At 64.4% G+C, this 14,204-nt stretch carries 9 protein-coding genes and 3 pseudogenes; 4 read left to right on the plus strand and 8 right to left on the minus strand.

Features of this window, described 5'->3' with window-relative positions:
• The first annotated feature begins 3 nt into the window (after nucleotides 1-3).
• From OHA42_RS24865 to OHA42_RS24875, 3 genes are all read left to right on the plus strand, one after another.
• Nucleotides 4-2,271 carry an MMPL family transporter gene (locus OHA42_RS24865; protein ID WP_406230260.1) on the plus strand — a complete coding sequence of 756 codons (2,268 nt, stop codon included), beginning with the start codon at nucleotides 4-6 and terminating at the stop codon, nucleotides 2,269-2,271.
• A 102-nt stretch (nucleotides 2,272-2,373) separates the two neighbouring features.
• On the plus strand, nucleotides 2,374-3,171 hold the full coding sequence (locus OHA42_RS24870; protein ID WP_406230261.1) for a class I SAM-dependent methyltransferase: 798 nt from the start codon (nucleotides 2,374-2,376) through the stop codon (nucleotides 3,169-3,171).
• Between the two features lie 823 nt (nucleotides 3,172-3,994).
• Nucleotides 3,995-4,783 (plus strand): adenylate/guanylate cyclase domain-containing protein, encoded by a 789-nt coding sequence (locus OHA42_RS24875; protein ID WP_406230262.1) that lies wholly within the window; start codon nucleotides 3,995-3,997, stop codon nucleotides 4,781-4,783.
• A 19-nt stretch (nucleotides 4,784-4,802) separates the two neighbouring features.
• Here OHA42_RS24875 and OHA42_RS24880 read toward each other — a convergent pair whose 3' ends face one another.
• The 7 genes and pseudogenes from OHA42_RS24880 to OHA42_RS24910 all read right to left on the minus strand — a co-directional run bounded on the left by OHA42_RS24880 (nucleotide 4,803) and on the right by OHA42_RS24910 (nucleotide 11,645).
• Complete coding sequence (locus OHA42_RS24880; RefSeq protein ID WP_406230263.1) at nucleotides 4,803-7,055, minus strand: germacradienol/geosmin synthase; 2,253 nt, start codon at nucleotides 7,053-7,055, stop codon at nucleotides 4,803-4,805.
• 181 nt (nucleotides 7,056-7,236) lie between these two features.
• Nucleotides 7,237-7,466: pseudogene (locus OHA42_RS24885) on the minus strand (ferredoxin family protein); the annotation flags it as partial.
• 12 nt (nucleotides 7,467-7,478) lie between these two features.
• The gene (locus OHA42_RS24890) at nucleotides 7,479-8,555 is read right to left on the minus strand and encodes a polyprenyl synthetase family protein (RefSeq protein WP_406230264.1); all 1,077 of its coding nucleotides are present in this window, start codon (nucleotides 8,553-8,555) and stop codon (nucleotides 7,479-7,481) included.
• Nucleotides 8,552-8,842: pseudogene (locus tag OHA42_RS24895) on the minus strand (flavodoxin-dependent (E)-4-hydroxy-3-methylbut-2-enyl-diphosphate synthase); the annotation flags it as partial. The gene OHA42_RS24890 and the pseudogene OHA42_RS24895, both read right to left, overlap by 4 nt.
• A 60-nt stretch (nucleotides 8,843-8,902) precedes the next feature.
• Nucleotides 8,903-9,850, minus strand: a complete 948-nt coding sequence (ispH, locus tag OHA42_RS24900; RefSeq protein ID WP_406230265.1) for a 4-hydroxy-3-methylbut-2-enyl diphosphate reductase — start codon at nucleotides 9,848-9,850, stop codon at nucleotides 8,903-8,905.
• 5 nt (nucleotides 9,851-9,855) lie between these two features.
• Complete coding sequence (locus OHA42_RS24905; protein ID WP_406230266.1) at nucleotides 9,856-10,356, minus strand: hypothetical protein; 501 nt, start codon at nucleotides 10,354-10,356, stop codon at nucleotides 9,856-9,858.
• A gap of 257 nt (nucleotides 10,357-10,613) precedes the next feature.
• Entirely contained in the window at nucleotides 10,614-11,645 is a 1,032-nt protein-coding gene (locus tag OHA42_RS24910) for a polyprenyl synthetase family protein (protein ID WP_406230267.1), read from the minus strand.
• A 786-nt stretch (nucleotides 11,646-12,431) separates the two neighbouring features.
• On the opposite strand from OHA42_RS24910, the pseudogene OHA42_RS24915 reads away from it, so the two are divergent.
• Nucleotides 12,432-12,701 (plus strand): annotated as a pseudogene (locus OHA42_RS24915) (SDR family NAD(P)-dependent oxidoreductase); the annotation flags it as partial.
• Between the two features lie 224 nt (nucleotides 12,702-12,925).
• On the opposite strand, the gene OHA42_RS24920 reads toward OHA42_RS24915, so the two are convergent.
• The gene (locus OHA42_RS24920) at nucleotides 12,926-14,158 is read right to left on the minus strand and encodes an MFS transporter (RefSeq protein WP_406230268.1); all 1,233 of its coding nucleotides are present in this window, start codon (nucleotides 14,156-14,158) and stop codon (nucleotides 12,926-12,928) included.
• Nucleotides 14,159-14,204: the final 46 nt, after the last annotated feature.

Raw genomic sequence — 14,204 nt, forward strand, 5'->3', positions numbered from 1 at the left:
CTGATGTTCGCACGCTGGGGGAACCTCGTCCATCGCTTCCGATTCGCCGTCCTCGGCATCACCGTCGCAGCACTATTGGCCCTCAGCGGCTACGGCATCGGTCTCGAAGACCACCTCAGCTCCAGCGGACTCGACGACCCCACCTCCGAATCCGCCCGCGCAGGCCGCCTCGCCGACGAAGCCTTCGGCCGCAACCACGACGGCGACGTCATCCTGCTGTTCACCGCACCCGCCGGCAAAACCGTCGACGACCCCGCCTTCAGCACCGCGGTAGTCGACCACCTCAACCGCCTCCCCCGCGAACATCCCACCGAGATCACCGGCATCAACGGCGCCTACTGGCGCACCGAAACCGGAAAACTCAGCGGAGCACAGGCCGCCACCAACGACAAAACCACAGCCTTCGCCGCACTCGCCATCCGCGGCGACAACGACACCGACATGGTGCGTAACTTCCGAAAAGTCAAGGACGCCTTCCTCCTCCCCGGAGTCCAGGTCCAAATCGCCGGCCTGCAAGCCGTCGGCGGCACCCTCAGCGACACGATCACCACCGACACCAAACGCATGGAGAAACTCGCCCTCCCCGCCGTCGCGGTGTTGCTGTTCTTCATCTTCGGCGGCCTGGTCGCCGCCGCACTACCACTGATCATCGGCGGCCTCACCGTGCTCGGCGCAGGCGGCGTCGTCCGAATCCTCACCAACTTCACCGAAGTCAACTCCTTCGTCAACGGCGTGGTATCCATGGTCGGACTCGGCCTCGCCATCGACTACGGCCTCTTCATAGTCAGCCGATTCCGCGAAGAACTCGCCGAAGGCTACGACACCCCCACCGCCGTCCGACGCACCGTCATGACCGCAGGACGCACCGTCGTCTTCTCCGCCACCATGATCATCGCCAGCCTCGGCGGACTGCTGCTGTTCCCACAGGGCTTCCTCAAATCCCTCGCCTACGGCGCCATCGCGACCGTCTCGCTCGCCGCCCTCACCGCCATCACCATCCTGCCGGCAATCCTCGCGATCCTCGGCCCGCGCGTAGACCTGCTCGGACTCAAACGATTCCGCAAAACCAAGACCGCCGACGAAGTAGAGAACGGCTTCTGGGGACGCGCCACCGGCTGGGTCATGCAACGCCCACTACGCATCGCCATCCCCCTCTGCATCGGACTGTTCCTGCTGATCCTGCCGATGAAGAACCTCGTCTTCGGCGGCATGAGCGAAAAATACCTACCCACCGACAACCCGGTCCGAACCGCCCAGCAGGACTTCGACGAACTGTTCCACCTCCGCCCAACCGATCCGCTACAGCTGATCATCACCTCCGACAATTCACTCGACGTCGGCGAAGTCACGCGACGAGCCAACGAAGCACCCGGCCTCGCCCAGAAATTCGGCGTCCCGACACCCGCCCCATCGCGTCCCGACGTCTACCGACTACAAGCACCGCTCATCGACACCGCCAAGGGCGGCACAACCATCGAATACCTGCGCGCCATGGACATTCCCGACGGCGTCACCCTCATGGTCGGCGGCAAACCGGCAATCGAGAAAGACAGCATCGACGCCCTGCTGTACCGCATGCCCTTCATGATCGCGATGGTCCTGCTCATCACCACCATCCTGATGTTCCTCACCTTCGGATCACTGGTCCTGCCGATCAAGGCCGCACTCATGAGCGCACTCGGATTGGGCTCCACCCTCGGCATCCTGACCTGGATCTTCATCGACGGACACGGCGCAGGCCTGCTCAACTTCACACCACAACCGATCATGGCGCCGGTGCTCGTACTCATCATCGCGATCATCTACGGCCTCTCGACCGACTACGAAGTCTTTCTGCTCTCCCGCATGGTCGAGGCCCGCGCCAAGGGCGCGAGCACCAGCGAAGCCATCCGCACCGGCACCGCACACACCGGCCGCATCATCACCGCCGCCGCACTCATCCTGCTCGTCGTCACCGGCGCCTTCGCCTTCTCCGATCTCGTGATGATGCAGTACATCGCCTACGGCATGATCGCCGCGCTGTTCATCGACGCCACCATCCTGCGCATGCTCCTGGTCCCCGCGATCATGAAACTCCTCGGCGACGACTGCTGGTGGGCACCGGCCTGGATGAAACACATCCAGCAGAAGATCGGCCTCGGCGAACCTGTCCTCGACGATGAACGCCCCGGCACCAGCGATCTGCACGACCTGGTGAAGTCCACACCGATCACCGACCCGGTCACCATGAAACTCCCCGTCGCCAGCGCAGCACGCTCCGAGCACGTCTGACAGCGCCTCGCGCGCCGAAACCGCTCGACAACGCCGTCCACGGAGGTACGCTCACCGCCGGAAAGCGTCACCGCCGGCCACCGGACCGAAGGACGACCACCGATGAGCAGCCCCCGCCTCGAAGTCGAATACGCCGATCCGACGCCGCTGCAGGCGCGCATCGACACGCACCGGAAATACTCCGAGAAGCCCGACGACCCCGGCACCGACGTGCTCGCCGCGATCGAGCTGACCGGAACCGAGCACCTCGCCGACATCGGCTGCGGCGATGCCCGATTCCTCGCAAACCTCGCCGCACGCGGACACCACGGCCCACTGGTCGGCATCGATACCTCACCCGCCATGGTCGCCGCGGCCGCGGCCATCCCCGGCGTGCAAGCGGTGCTCGCCTACGCCGAGCAGATCCCCTTCGACGACAACACCTTCGACGTGGTCACCGCACGGCACATGCTCTACCACGTGCCCGACCCGAGAGCCGCCCTCGCCGAGTTCCGACGCACCACGAAGCCCGGCGGCGCTGTCGCCGTCGTGGTGAACCACCCGCACACCTGCCCGCGCACCACGGAACTGATTGCCGCCCATGCGGGTAGCTACGGCATCACGACCACCGAAGCCTTCACCGCAACCGTCGATTCCGACACGCTGCCTGCGATGATGATCGACACCTTCGGCACCGTCCGGATCCACCGCTCCGACAACGCCCTCGTCTTCGATGCTGCCGCACCGCTGATCCGCTTCGCCGAAGCATTGTTCGGCTTCCATGGCGTCACCCCCGATCACCCCCAGCGGCAAGCGATTCTGACCGACATGAGCGAAGACATCGAGGATTGGTTCGCTCATCATCCCGGCCAGAGCTGGCGCGATCCCAAGGGATACATCGTCGCAACCGCGGCAACATAGCGCACCGCTTTCGCCCCCCGCCCTCCTTGCGGCTTTTGTTGAGCGATAGCGAAGGTGTGTCGAGATGATGTGTCGTTGCGGGTTGAGAGGTGAGCTGCATGCGTAGATGCGCATATCTACGTAGGATAATGTTTCAGGAGCTGGTCTATGCCCGACTCCGGTTCCTGCACTGGGTTGTTTTACCAACGATCGAATCAGCTGGGCGCACAGAAACTCGCCGACGTTCCCGACTCAGGCTCGATCCGTCCGCTCCCCTCCCCCGACAGGCTCCGCACGGCTCGATGCACCTCCCCTGACCCAGCCAACCGGATGACAGGGATTTGCCCACCGAGAACGGCCGCCCCTGCCCCAGCAGGCTCGACGATGCCCGCTGCCGAATCCACTGCGCCGAAGCAGACGGCACTACCTCAGCGCTGACTCGCCACTGACCAAAAGCTACGAATGGGCCTCCTACACACCCAGATTCGGCCTACATCGACTGCAATCGCGCGTCGTGTGCACCATTGCACCGATTGCCGCTTCATGTGATGCGTCAGCGTGGGTGTGTCGACTGGTCCAGCACCCGGCAACGAGATTATGCTGACTTCGCCGTGGGACGTGGCGGCGTCCACGCGGCGCACGGGGAAGCGGCCCGCCCGGCTCCGCACACGCGGCGCCGGGCGGGTCAACTCGACCGATCCGGAGCCGCCGGCCTGCAGCATCCTGGTCACCCTTGGGGCTCACCGTCGAACACCTCCTCGATGCCGGCAAAGTTTGCCGCACGAATGAGGAATACTTGCCGCGAAACATTGCAGTCGCCGAGGACGGAATACCAGGGGCAATCATGATCGAGCTCGTGCTGGTGGCGGTCATCGTATTCGAAGCCGTTGGTCTGGTGGCGTTGTCGGTGCTGCTCGTCCGCAGCCGTCGCCAATTCGAGGCGTTGCAGCGGAAGGTCGACTCCCGATCGCTCTGGATGAACGGTAGTCGCGAGGCGGTCAAGACCGTATGGGAGACCGCGAATCTGGTGCGTAAGAAGGGGTTCCGCGGCGCGGTTCTGAGCTCGGTCGAAGAACTGGCGGACTGGGCCCAAGTCGAACGCCCTGACCTCGCCCGGCTGACTCCGGACGGCCACGTCGTGATCGCGTTCTCCGATATCGAAGGTTCCACCGCCCTCAACGAGCGGCTCGGTGATCGCATCTGGGTCAAGCTGCTCGACCGCCACGACAGGATGATCCGCAACTTCGTCACCGAGCACGGTGGGCACATTGTGAAAAGCCAGGGGGATGGCTTCATGATCGCCTTCGCCCACCCGGAGCAGGCGGTGCGGTGCGGGTTGGATGTCCAGAGTGCACTCGGCAAGGGGGTCAAACCCATCGGTACCGAGCGGGTTCGCGTGCGCATCGGCATTCACATGGGCAAATCGGTCCGGCGCGGCGATGACCTGTTCGGACGAAATGTCGCGATGGCGGCGCGGGTGGCCGGCCAGGCCGACGGCGGCGAAATCCTCATCAGCGCAGCGGTCAGAGACGCCGTCGACGGCGAACCCGACATCGTCGTCGAGCAAGGGCGCGAAGTAGAACTGAAAGGTTTTCGCGGCACCCACCACCTCTACCCGGTCGAACGGGCGTGACTCGGCGCTCGCGCCATCCTCAGCCGGCCGAGGAGATCCCCGCGCCGAGACCAGGCGCCGCCGAGCGCGCGAACAATCGTTGCGGGTGGAGATCACCGATCGTTCGAAGCGACCGGCCGGGCTGGTAGCGGGCCAGGAGTTGTGGCTCCTGGTATCGGCCGACGGCGATGTGCCAGTTCAGGATTCCCGCCATCCAGTCCTGCAATTCGGCCGCACGCCGATCGATGCCCCGGCGAGTGGATTCGTCGAGACCGTGTTCCTCGTACAGGCGGGGCAGTTCATCGGCGACCACGTGTTCGAACTGACGCATGCGAGCGGTCAGGAGTTTGTCGACGATCTCGACCCCCTGATCTCTGCTACAGCCGAAAAAGTTCTGCATCACGCGCACAGCATTGTGGAAGTCGCCTTCGAATTCTGTCTCCTTCTGGTAGGAGAACACGTCGTTGACCATCGTCGCGTAGTCGCCTGCCGTATTCTCCAGGTCCCTGATCGTCTGTGTCGCATAGATTTCCGGCGGAACGAGATCGTCGTGCGACAGTCTCGACAGTGCCATGGTGAGGTCCGACCCGAAGGTATGTCTGCGCATCTCCACGTAGTCGATCGGATCCGGGATTCGGTTCAGCACGGTGTTCGCGATCTCCCACTCACATGCATCGAGGAACTTCACGACAGCGGCCCGAAACGCCGACTTCTGGTCGACTGCCATGTCTGCCGTCGTGCGTTGCCAACAATCGGCGAGCGCCGATTCCATCGGACCGTAGGTCGCGGGTGCCCCGGCCGAATCGATCGGCATGCAGGCCAACAGTCGCCGCCCCTGTAGCTTCGCGGCGACAATGTCTTTGTCCCGGCCGAACACAGTTGGGTAGTAGTCGTCGACATAGGTTCCCCAAGCCAGCCAGGAAGCCGACAAGTCCAACTCGGCGGGAGTCGCGTCGGGATCGAGACCCGCGGAACAGAGGGCGAAATCGCCGTCACGCAGATCCTGCTCGCGCCACAGACCGGGACCCACCACACCGACCACCGGGTCGAAGAAACCCATGCCACGCGCCCACGCCACCAGGTTCTCGCGGGCGGTGTCCAGATGCGGATTCAACTGAACCGCGTAGGGCATGTAGAACTGCGGCAGCGGCGTGGGGCCGACCGACTCGCGGTCGGGATGAATGAAGCTCTTCGACCTACCGAGTCCCAGCCGCCCGGCGAGGGGCGCGATGAAGGCCGAGGTACCGAGCCCCCGGGGTTTCAGCAGCATGGCGAGCGGGTCGGTCGAGGCGCGAACACCGTTGCTGTTCATGTATCGACTCGAGCGCAGATGCCATTCGTGACCACCGGATTGCCAATCCTGAAGGCCCTTGGTGTATGCCAGCACGGCCGCTTGCTCCCGTGGACCGGCACCGAGTTCCGCGAAGAGCATCGGCAATTCGGTCACCGCGGTGTGCTCGAACTGCTGCACCCGGGAGGTCAGCAGATCGTTGATGAGATCCGCGGCCTGTTGCGTCTCGTAATCGAAAAACCGCTCGACCACGAGGATCCCATTGGCGTTCTCCCCCTCGTTCTGGACTTCGCGTTCGTAGGAGAAGATGTCGTTTCGCAGGTGCACGCCGTCGGAGAAGGTGTCGCGCAGTACCTTCAGCGGGCGGGTTCCCGCCAGTTCGGCGGGGATCTCCGCGCCGATGGCGTGCTCGACAAGATTGGCCGACCACGGTGCGCCGCCGACCTTTCGCCGCATCTCGATGTATTCGATCGGATTGGCGATTCTCCCTACGGATATGTTGGCCAGCTCCCATCGTGATTCCTCGAGCAGCGCCCTGGTCGTCGCCACGAATCGCCGCCGCCAGCCGACCGACATGGTCGGCACCGTGCGAGCCCACAGATCTGCGAGTCCACGCTCCACCGGGTTGGTCGGCTCCGGCGTCGCGCCACCCGCGATCGGCATGAAGTCGCGCAGTCGATCGAGGTAGTGCCTCGCGCCCGCAGTGTCCTTGGTGCGCTTGAACAACTCGAGGAAATGGTCGTCGAAGTAGAAGACCCAGACATACCAGTCGGTGATCAGATCCAGTTCGGGACCGTCGCACTCGGGATGGGTGTACGCGCACAGCAGACCGTAGTCGTGACGCTCGAGATCGTCCTCGTCCCAGATGTGGCGCCCCTCTTGCGGTTCGAAGAAGCCCATCTCGGCGGCCCATTGCCTGGTGTGGGCGCGTGCGCCGTCGAGGTGCGGATTGAGCCGCGCCGGATACGGCATGTAGAACTCGGGCAATTCGAAAGGCTGCATGAGGTCTCCTCGGACGGGCGACGTGTCGGAATCAGGAGGCGGTACCGGCGTGGGTGGCTTCCTGCGGCGGGCGTGCGGCTGCCACCAACGCATCGGGGTCGGTGATCTTCACTCGCGATCGGCCGGTCGAGGCGCCACGAGTACGCTCCGCCCTGTCGATGGAGTGCCAGCCCGCACGACCTATCCCGGCATAGCGCCGAAGTGATTGCACGAGATCGTCTTCGGAGAAGATCGCACCCACCGGGCAGGCGTCGACGCGACTTCCGCAGTCGATGCAGGTGGCGGGGTCGATGTAGAGCATTTCGGCGGTGGCAACTCGGGCTGGTCCGGTGTCGGCCGGATGCAGTCGACCGGACATCCGGCGATGCAGCTCGCGTCGTTGCAGCACGGCTGGGTGATCACATACGTCATGACTCCGGCCTTTCACTTGGTGCGCGCTATGGCGTCATCGGCGATGTGGCGCATGGCTTGGATCACCACTGTGGGAAAGGGGGCTTTGTCGAGCACGCGGTTGGCTTCGGCCCACCGTGCTCGGATCATCCGGTGGACGGTTTCCTTGGCGGTGGCGGCAACGATGTCCCGGCACATGGCCGCACCCCGGTCATCCAGTTCGGGGTCGCCGAGCAGGGTGTGCAGGCGCGCGGACTGTTCGGCGTCTGCGCGCTCGAGCGCAATCGCCATCAGGACAGTGTGTTTGCCGTCGCGTAGATCATCGAGATTGGACTTGCCGGTGTGTGCGGGGTCTCCGTACACGCCCAGCAGATCGTCTTGCAATTGGAAAGCCTCACCGAGCGGGCGGGCATAGCTGGTAAGGGCGTCGTGAACCCGCGCGCCCGCATCGGCGATCGCGGCGCCGAGCTGCAGTGGGCTGTCGAAGGTGTAGGCGACGGTCTTGTGACGGATGATCTGCAGCGCGCGATCGATGTCGTTCGAAGGCCGGCCGGTGGCGAGCAAATCAAGGTATTGGCCGTACATCACGTCGCTGCGCATCGCGTCGACGACCGTGCGGGCCGCGGCGCGTTGCGTGGCCGAGAGCTCGGCGGTGTTCAGCAGTTCGGCCGACCAGACCAGCGCGAGATCGCCGAGGACGATCGCAGCGTCCGCGCCGAACCTGCTCGGATCGGGTCGGTCGTTGTAGAGCTCGGCCAACGCGCGGTGGACTGTCGGTCTGTCGCGGCGCGTATCGCTGTTGTCGATGATGTCATCGTGGATCAGGACCGCTGCGTGGAACATCTCCAGCGACGCCGCGGCCTTGATGACGAACGCGGGCGGCTCCGTGCTGCCGCCCGCGGCGTACCAGCCGAGAACGCACAGCAGCGGCCGGATCCGCTTGCCTCCCGCAAACAGAAAGGTATGCAGCGGCCGAGTGATCTCCTCGGGTAGCCGAAGTGCCCCGGCGGTGCGGGCCTTGTCGCGCAGAAAATCCCCCAACACGGCATCCACCTGTCCGCGGATGGCCTGCAGATCGAGCGGTTCGGCGATTTGCACAGATGCAGTCACGGTGTCGTCCCCGTTTCGTGGAGGTCTGCCTGTTGGGTGAGGGCGAGCGCTTCCTCGATCAATGCGTCGACGATGAGGTGCTCGGGGACGGTCCGGATGATCCGGCCCCTGACGAAGATCTGCCCCTTGCCGTTGCCCGAGGAGAGGCCGAGATCGGCCTCGCGGGCCTCGCCGGGACCGTTGACAACGCAACCCATTACGGCGACCCGCAACGGATGCGGGAACCCTTCGAACGCGGCTTCGACACGACTGGCGAGCCGATGGATATCGACCTGGACGCGGCCACACGGTTTCCAACCGTCCGAGCACCGCAGCGGACGAGGCGGCGGCAATAGGCACCAGTGCTGTCATGATCGGCGCCTGACGGGTGTCGGGGCTGCGAAGGTGATGTCCTCCACGGCGGTACGGTGCTCACGGACCGTGACCGGACCCATCGAGCGCAAAGCATCGATAACCTCGTCGACCAACCGCTGCGGCGCGGAAGCCCCCGCGGACAGACCGATCACCGTCGCCACCGTGAGCCACTCCGGGTCGATCGCGGCAGCGTCTTCGATGAGATACGCCGGAATACCGTGTCGCTCGGCGACCTCGACCATGCGCTGCGAGTTGGACGAATTGTTAGAACCGACGACCAGGACGAGGTCGCTGCGTCCGGCAATAGCTTCGACCGCATGCTGCCGGTTGGTGCTGGCGTAGCAGATGTCGGCGCTGCCGGGACCGCGGAGCTGCGGAAAGCGGTCGTGCAACGCCCGCACCGTGCGTTCGGTCTCCTCCACCGACAAGGTTGTCTGGGTGAGGTAGGCGATCGATGCTCCGTCCGGGATCTGCAGCGTGGCAACATCATCGGGACTGTCGATAACCACCGTCGATTCCGGCGCTTCCCCGAAGGTCCCCTCGACCTCTTCGTGCCCGGCGTGCCCGACGAGCACGATCGTGTCGCCGCGCGCAGCGAAGCGTTTGGCCTCGGTGTGGACCTTGGTGACCAGCGGGCAGGTGGCGTCGACGACCCTCAGCCCACGCTCCGCAGCTTGTCGGCGAACCAGTGGTGAAACACCGTGCGCAGAGAACACCACTGTCGCGCCACGCGGAACCTCATCCAGCTCCTCGACGAACACCGCGCCGCGGCCGGCGAGATCGTTCACCACGTGCGCGTTGTGCACGATCTGCTTGCGGACATACACCGGCTCGTGCCGGTCGGGGGCGGCAAGCAGATGTTCCACCGTCTCGATCGCGCGCTCGACGCCGGCGCAGAACGACCGTGGCGCCGCCAGCAGTACTGTCCGGTGCCTCGACATCGGCATCAGCTTCTCGCCGCGGCGGTGTCGACGTGCTCCATAATCCCGATGGCGTCGGGGACCAAGATCGCCACCGCGTCGTACGCGGTGACCAGATACTGCAGGACGGCGCGGTCGTCGACGCCCATGAAACGCACGCCGGGTCCGTACTCGTCGGGCAGACCGGTCTTGCAAAGTGCCGGATCATCGAAGCCGCGCAGTACGGGAATCTCCGTCAGCGTCTCGGGAACGACTCGCACCTGGTCGGCGCCGGGCTGGATGAATGACACCCGCTCCCGCCCGGTGCGCACCGTGAGCCGGCGGTTGACTCGGTACGTGCTGCCGGATACCTCCACCCAAGGAAGTTGCCGCACCAGCCACCGGGAGGTGATCCCGGCCATTTGCGGCGGAGTCTTCGTGGTGGTGGCCAGATTTCGGGGCGCAGTGGTACTCAGGGACAGCTGTCCGACTCGCCAAGAAGAAGCGTCGGGCTCGTCGGTGAGGGTCATTTCGGGATCGATAGCCATAGCGGCACCTTTTCGCTGTGGTGGGTTGTTCGCCGGCGGCCGAACACACTCGACAGCCCGAGCACGGAGCCTGTCATGATCCTGTGGCCGAGAGCGGGAATTCGACCACGCGACCATTCTAATATCGACGACAGTGCGGAATAGTGTTGTTTGCCAACATCTTTCATGAATTCAATGAAATGTCGACAATCCCCTCCTAGGCAATAAGAATCGCCACCTCTGCCGAATACAGAGGCGTCGACGAATTCATGCGCTGTCTATCGATCTCTACGTTTCACCAGGTGAGCCAACGCCATCAGATCATCGGCCGAGGTTTTTTCGGGTAGCGCATCGATTGCCGCCCGCACCCGTTGGTCAGCATGCTGCTGCGTCAATTCTCTCGCACCGACACGATCAATGAGAGCCGTTGCGCGGATAACGTCTATCGAGGCCGAAGTCGGGCCGTGCCGATAGATGTCGGCCAGCTCAGCCGCCGCGCCATTGTGCATGGCAAGTGCGACAACGACAGGCAGCGACAGTTTGTGGCGCGCCAGATCATTCGCGGACTTTCCGGTGCGTGCCGGATCACCCCAGATGCCGATGACGTCGTCGACGAACTGGAAGGCCAGCCCTAGTTGCCGCCCGAATTCGTCCATCGCCGTGATGGTGGCGGCATCGGCGCCCGCGCACATCGCGCCGAGGGCACACGCACAACCCATCAAGGCGCCCGTTTTGCCCATCGCCATGTGCACGTAGTCGTCCACATCGATCCGCGAGCTCGACTCGAAGGCACAGTCTTCGTTCTGACCTCGACACATCTCGATCACGGCCGCCTCCAGCCTGACGACCGCAGCGGCCGCCATCGCCGCAGGCAGACTCGTCGCCAACAATCTGGCCGCCTGGGCATGCAGCGAATCACCGAGCAGGATGGCGTCGGAAATCCCCCAGGTCGCCCACACCGCGGGACGCCCACGCCGCAGCCGGTCGACATCCATGACGTCGTCATGGAGGAGGGAGAAATTGTGCACCAGCTCGACTGCCGTCGCGGCGTGCCGCGCGTGCGCATTCACGCCGCCCACCGCGGCTGCTGTACAGAGGGTCAGCGCCGGACGTAGCGCCTTCCCTGGTCTGGTTCGCGTCGGCGTCCCCGTCGCGTCCCACCAGCCGAAGTGATAGCCGGCCATGAGACGCAAAGGATCAGGCAGTGCCTCGACCGAATCCCGCAACAACGGTTCGCACATCCGTCGGGACCGCGCCAGGATTTCCCCGGCTCGGTGATGTAAGGATGCCGAATTTTTCGCGGTCGTCATCCAGACCCCCTCCCTCCCATGTAATTTATGGCCGGCTTTCGATGCCGGTGTCACTACGAATCAAGCCAATCAATACTCGAGCGATTAACGTTCGCTACGCATGATTCGATAACAGAAGGGCCGCTCGGTAAATCGAGTCGGCTATCCGGATCGAGGTGGCGATCTATGGGACATGACGTATCGGTAAGGCTGTGCAACCAGTTCGATGGAGCTCCTACACCGGACCGAACGGCCCGGCACCTGTCACCAACTGCGTTATGTAGACCGAGCTCCAATTCTAGTGTTCGAACGAGCACCGGTACAGCCCTTACGGGCGAGTAAGTTTCGACCTCTCGGATCAGGCAGACTCCGGATGATAGTGAGTACCAACTACTCCCGTGGATGAATTGCCCAGATCGTTCCGAAAAACCATCGAATCGTATACGACCAAGCGAGTTTCCCGACCCGACGATCGTGACGCGCCGAATCGGCGTACACCAGCGTCCGGTCGATGGCGTCGAAAAACATCCACACGTCGGCCCGACTCGAAGAGCCGCGCACCTCTAACCCAGCCCCTGGACTCAGCGATCGAGCTCGGGAAAGGCCCCTACCAACCCCTGTGTCCCCCACTGAACTGCGCTCGGTTCACCTGTACACAACAGGGGCCCAGCGCCCAGACCACACCCATCGACCTGCACGCTTGCTCGATTCCCGTTCCGCTGCAATACCTTTCGACAGATGCGGTCAGCGATCCGAAGCCGGTCGGGATCGACAACCGGCCCGAAAACGTGTGACAGGGTGGCCGCTATGAAGACGATCCTGATCACCGGGGCTACCTCGGGTATCGGCCCGGAGGCCGCTCAGCAGCTGGCCGCCGAAGGCCACTATCTGGTTCTCGGCGGACGGAATCCGCGCAAGCTGGCCGCCGCAGCGCAGTCGGATCGAGCCACAGGCGCCTGCGGCCTCGACACTCTCGAATGCGACTTCGCCGCACAGGCATCAGTGCGGCAGCTCGGCAAAGCGGTCCTGGCACAGTACGACCGGATCGATGTTCTTGCCAACAATGCGGGCGGCTATCGCGACCCTCCGTTCCGCGACAGCGTCGTCGAAAGCCACAGCAACACAGCGGCACCGGCTATGCGGCGAACCCGTTTCGAGTCGATCGCGGATAATACACCGGCAACCGTCCGCTCCACCGACGAATTGATCTCGAGCCTGGCGGTACCCAGGTCGCTGGATCTGCAGCGGATCACCGGAATCAAGAATCGGCGAGTCTACGACGACAGCCGACACCCGCACGATTACGACCGTGGCGACGAATCTTGTGAAACCTGTACGGACTCTGGAGAGGTCGTGGCGGCGGTGCGCGAGCTGCCCACGAGCTGGGCCAGCCCCCACACGACCAAACCGGACAGGGCGTAGAAGGCACCGAACAGGCAGGAGGCCCACCATCCCCACGAGGTGTACGCCCAAGTGGTCGTGACCGCTCCGAAGGCGGACCCGAGGGAGTAGAAGGCCATGTAGGCGCCGATGACGCTGCTGGCGCGGTTGGGGTGCGCGGTGGTCAGCAGATGCTGGCTGCTGACGTGCACGGCTTGGACGGCGAAGTCGAGCACGATGACGCCGGCGATGAGCAGCACCAGAGTCGGCCCGGTCTGAGCGATGAGCAGCCAGGACACGGCGAGTATCAGCAGCGACCAACCACTGATCGCCTGGGCATGACCGGCATCGGCCCATCTGCCCGCCCGGGCGGCACCGACGGCTCCCGCGAGTCCCGCCAGTCCGAAGAGCCCGATCTCGGTGGTGCCGAAGGACCAGGGTTCGGCACCGAGCGGAAGCGCAAGGCCGCTCCAGAGGGTTCCGAAGGATGCGAAGAGAAAGAAGGTGATCAGGCCCCGGCCCAGGAACAGTCGATCCGTGGCCACGAGGTGTCCCATCGACCTCAGAATCTGTGCGTAGCGATCGCCGGATGTTCTAACGTCCGGGCGCAGGCCCGCCCGGGCAATGATGGCGAGCGCCGCGCACAGCGCGGCGAGCAGGACGTAGACGGCCCGCCAGCCGAGCGTGTCACCCAGGACCCCCGCGATGACGCGGACACCGAGGATGCCGATCACCACACCTGAAGTGACCGCGCCGATGTTGCGGCCGCGTTCACCGGGCGGAGACACGGCAGCGACATAGGCGACCGTCACCTGCACGACGACCGCGAACACCCCGGCGACCGCAAGCCCAACCACCGCGACGACGCCGTTCGGTGCGGCGGCCGTGATCGCGGCCCCCACCGCGGTGAGCGCCAGAAGCCCGCCGATGAGCCGGAGTCGGTTCAACAGATCACCGAGCGGTACCAACAGAACCAGCCCGGCGAAGTAGCCGATCTGCCCGGCGGCGACCAGCCAGCCCAGCGACTCCAGCGACAACCCCAGCTCGGCACCCGCTGCCTCCAGGACCGGCTGGATCGCGTAGATCGTGGACACCGCCGCGGCACACACCGACGCCAGAACCAACCGCTGCGGTTGCGTGACCCCTGTCGCCATCACACCTCCAAAAGAGTAGCAAAATGAAACCAATTCAGGTTAGGGA

It is taken from the genome of Nocardia sp. NBC_01009 (genome assembly GCF_045208035.1).
Taxonomy (GTDB): Bacteria; Actinomycetota; Actinomycetes; order Mycobacteriales; family Mycobacteriaceae; genus Nocardia.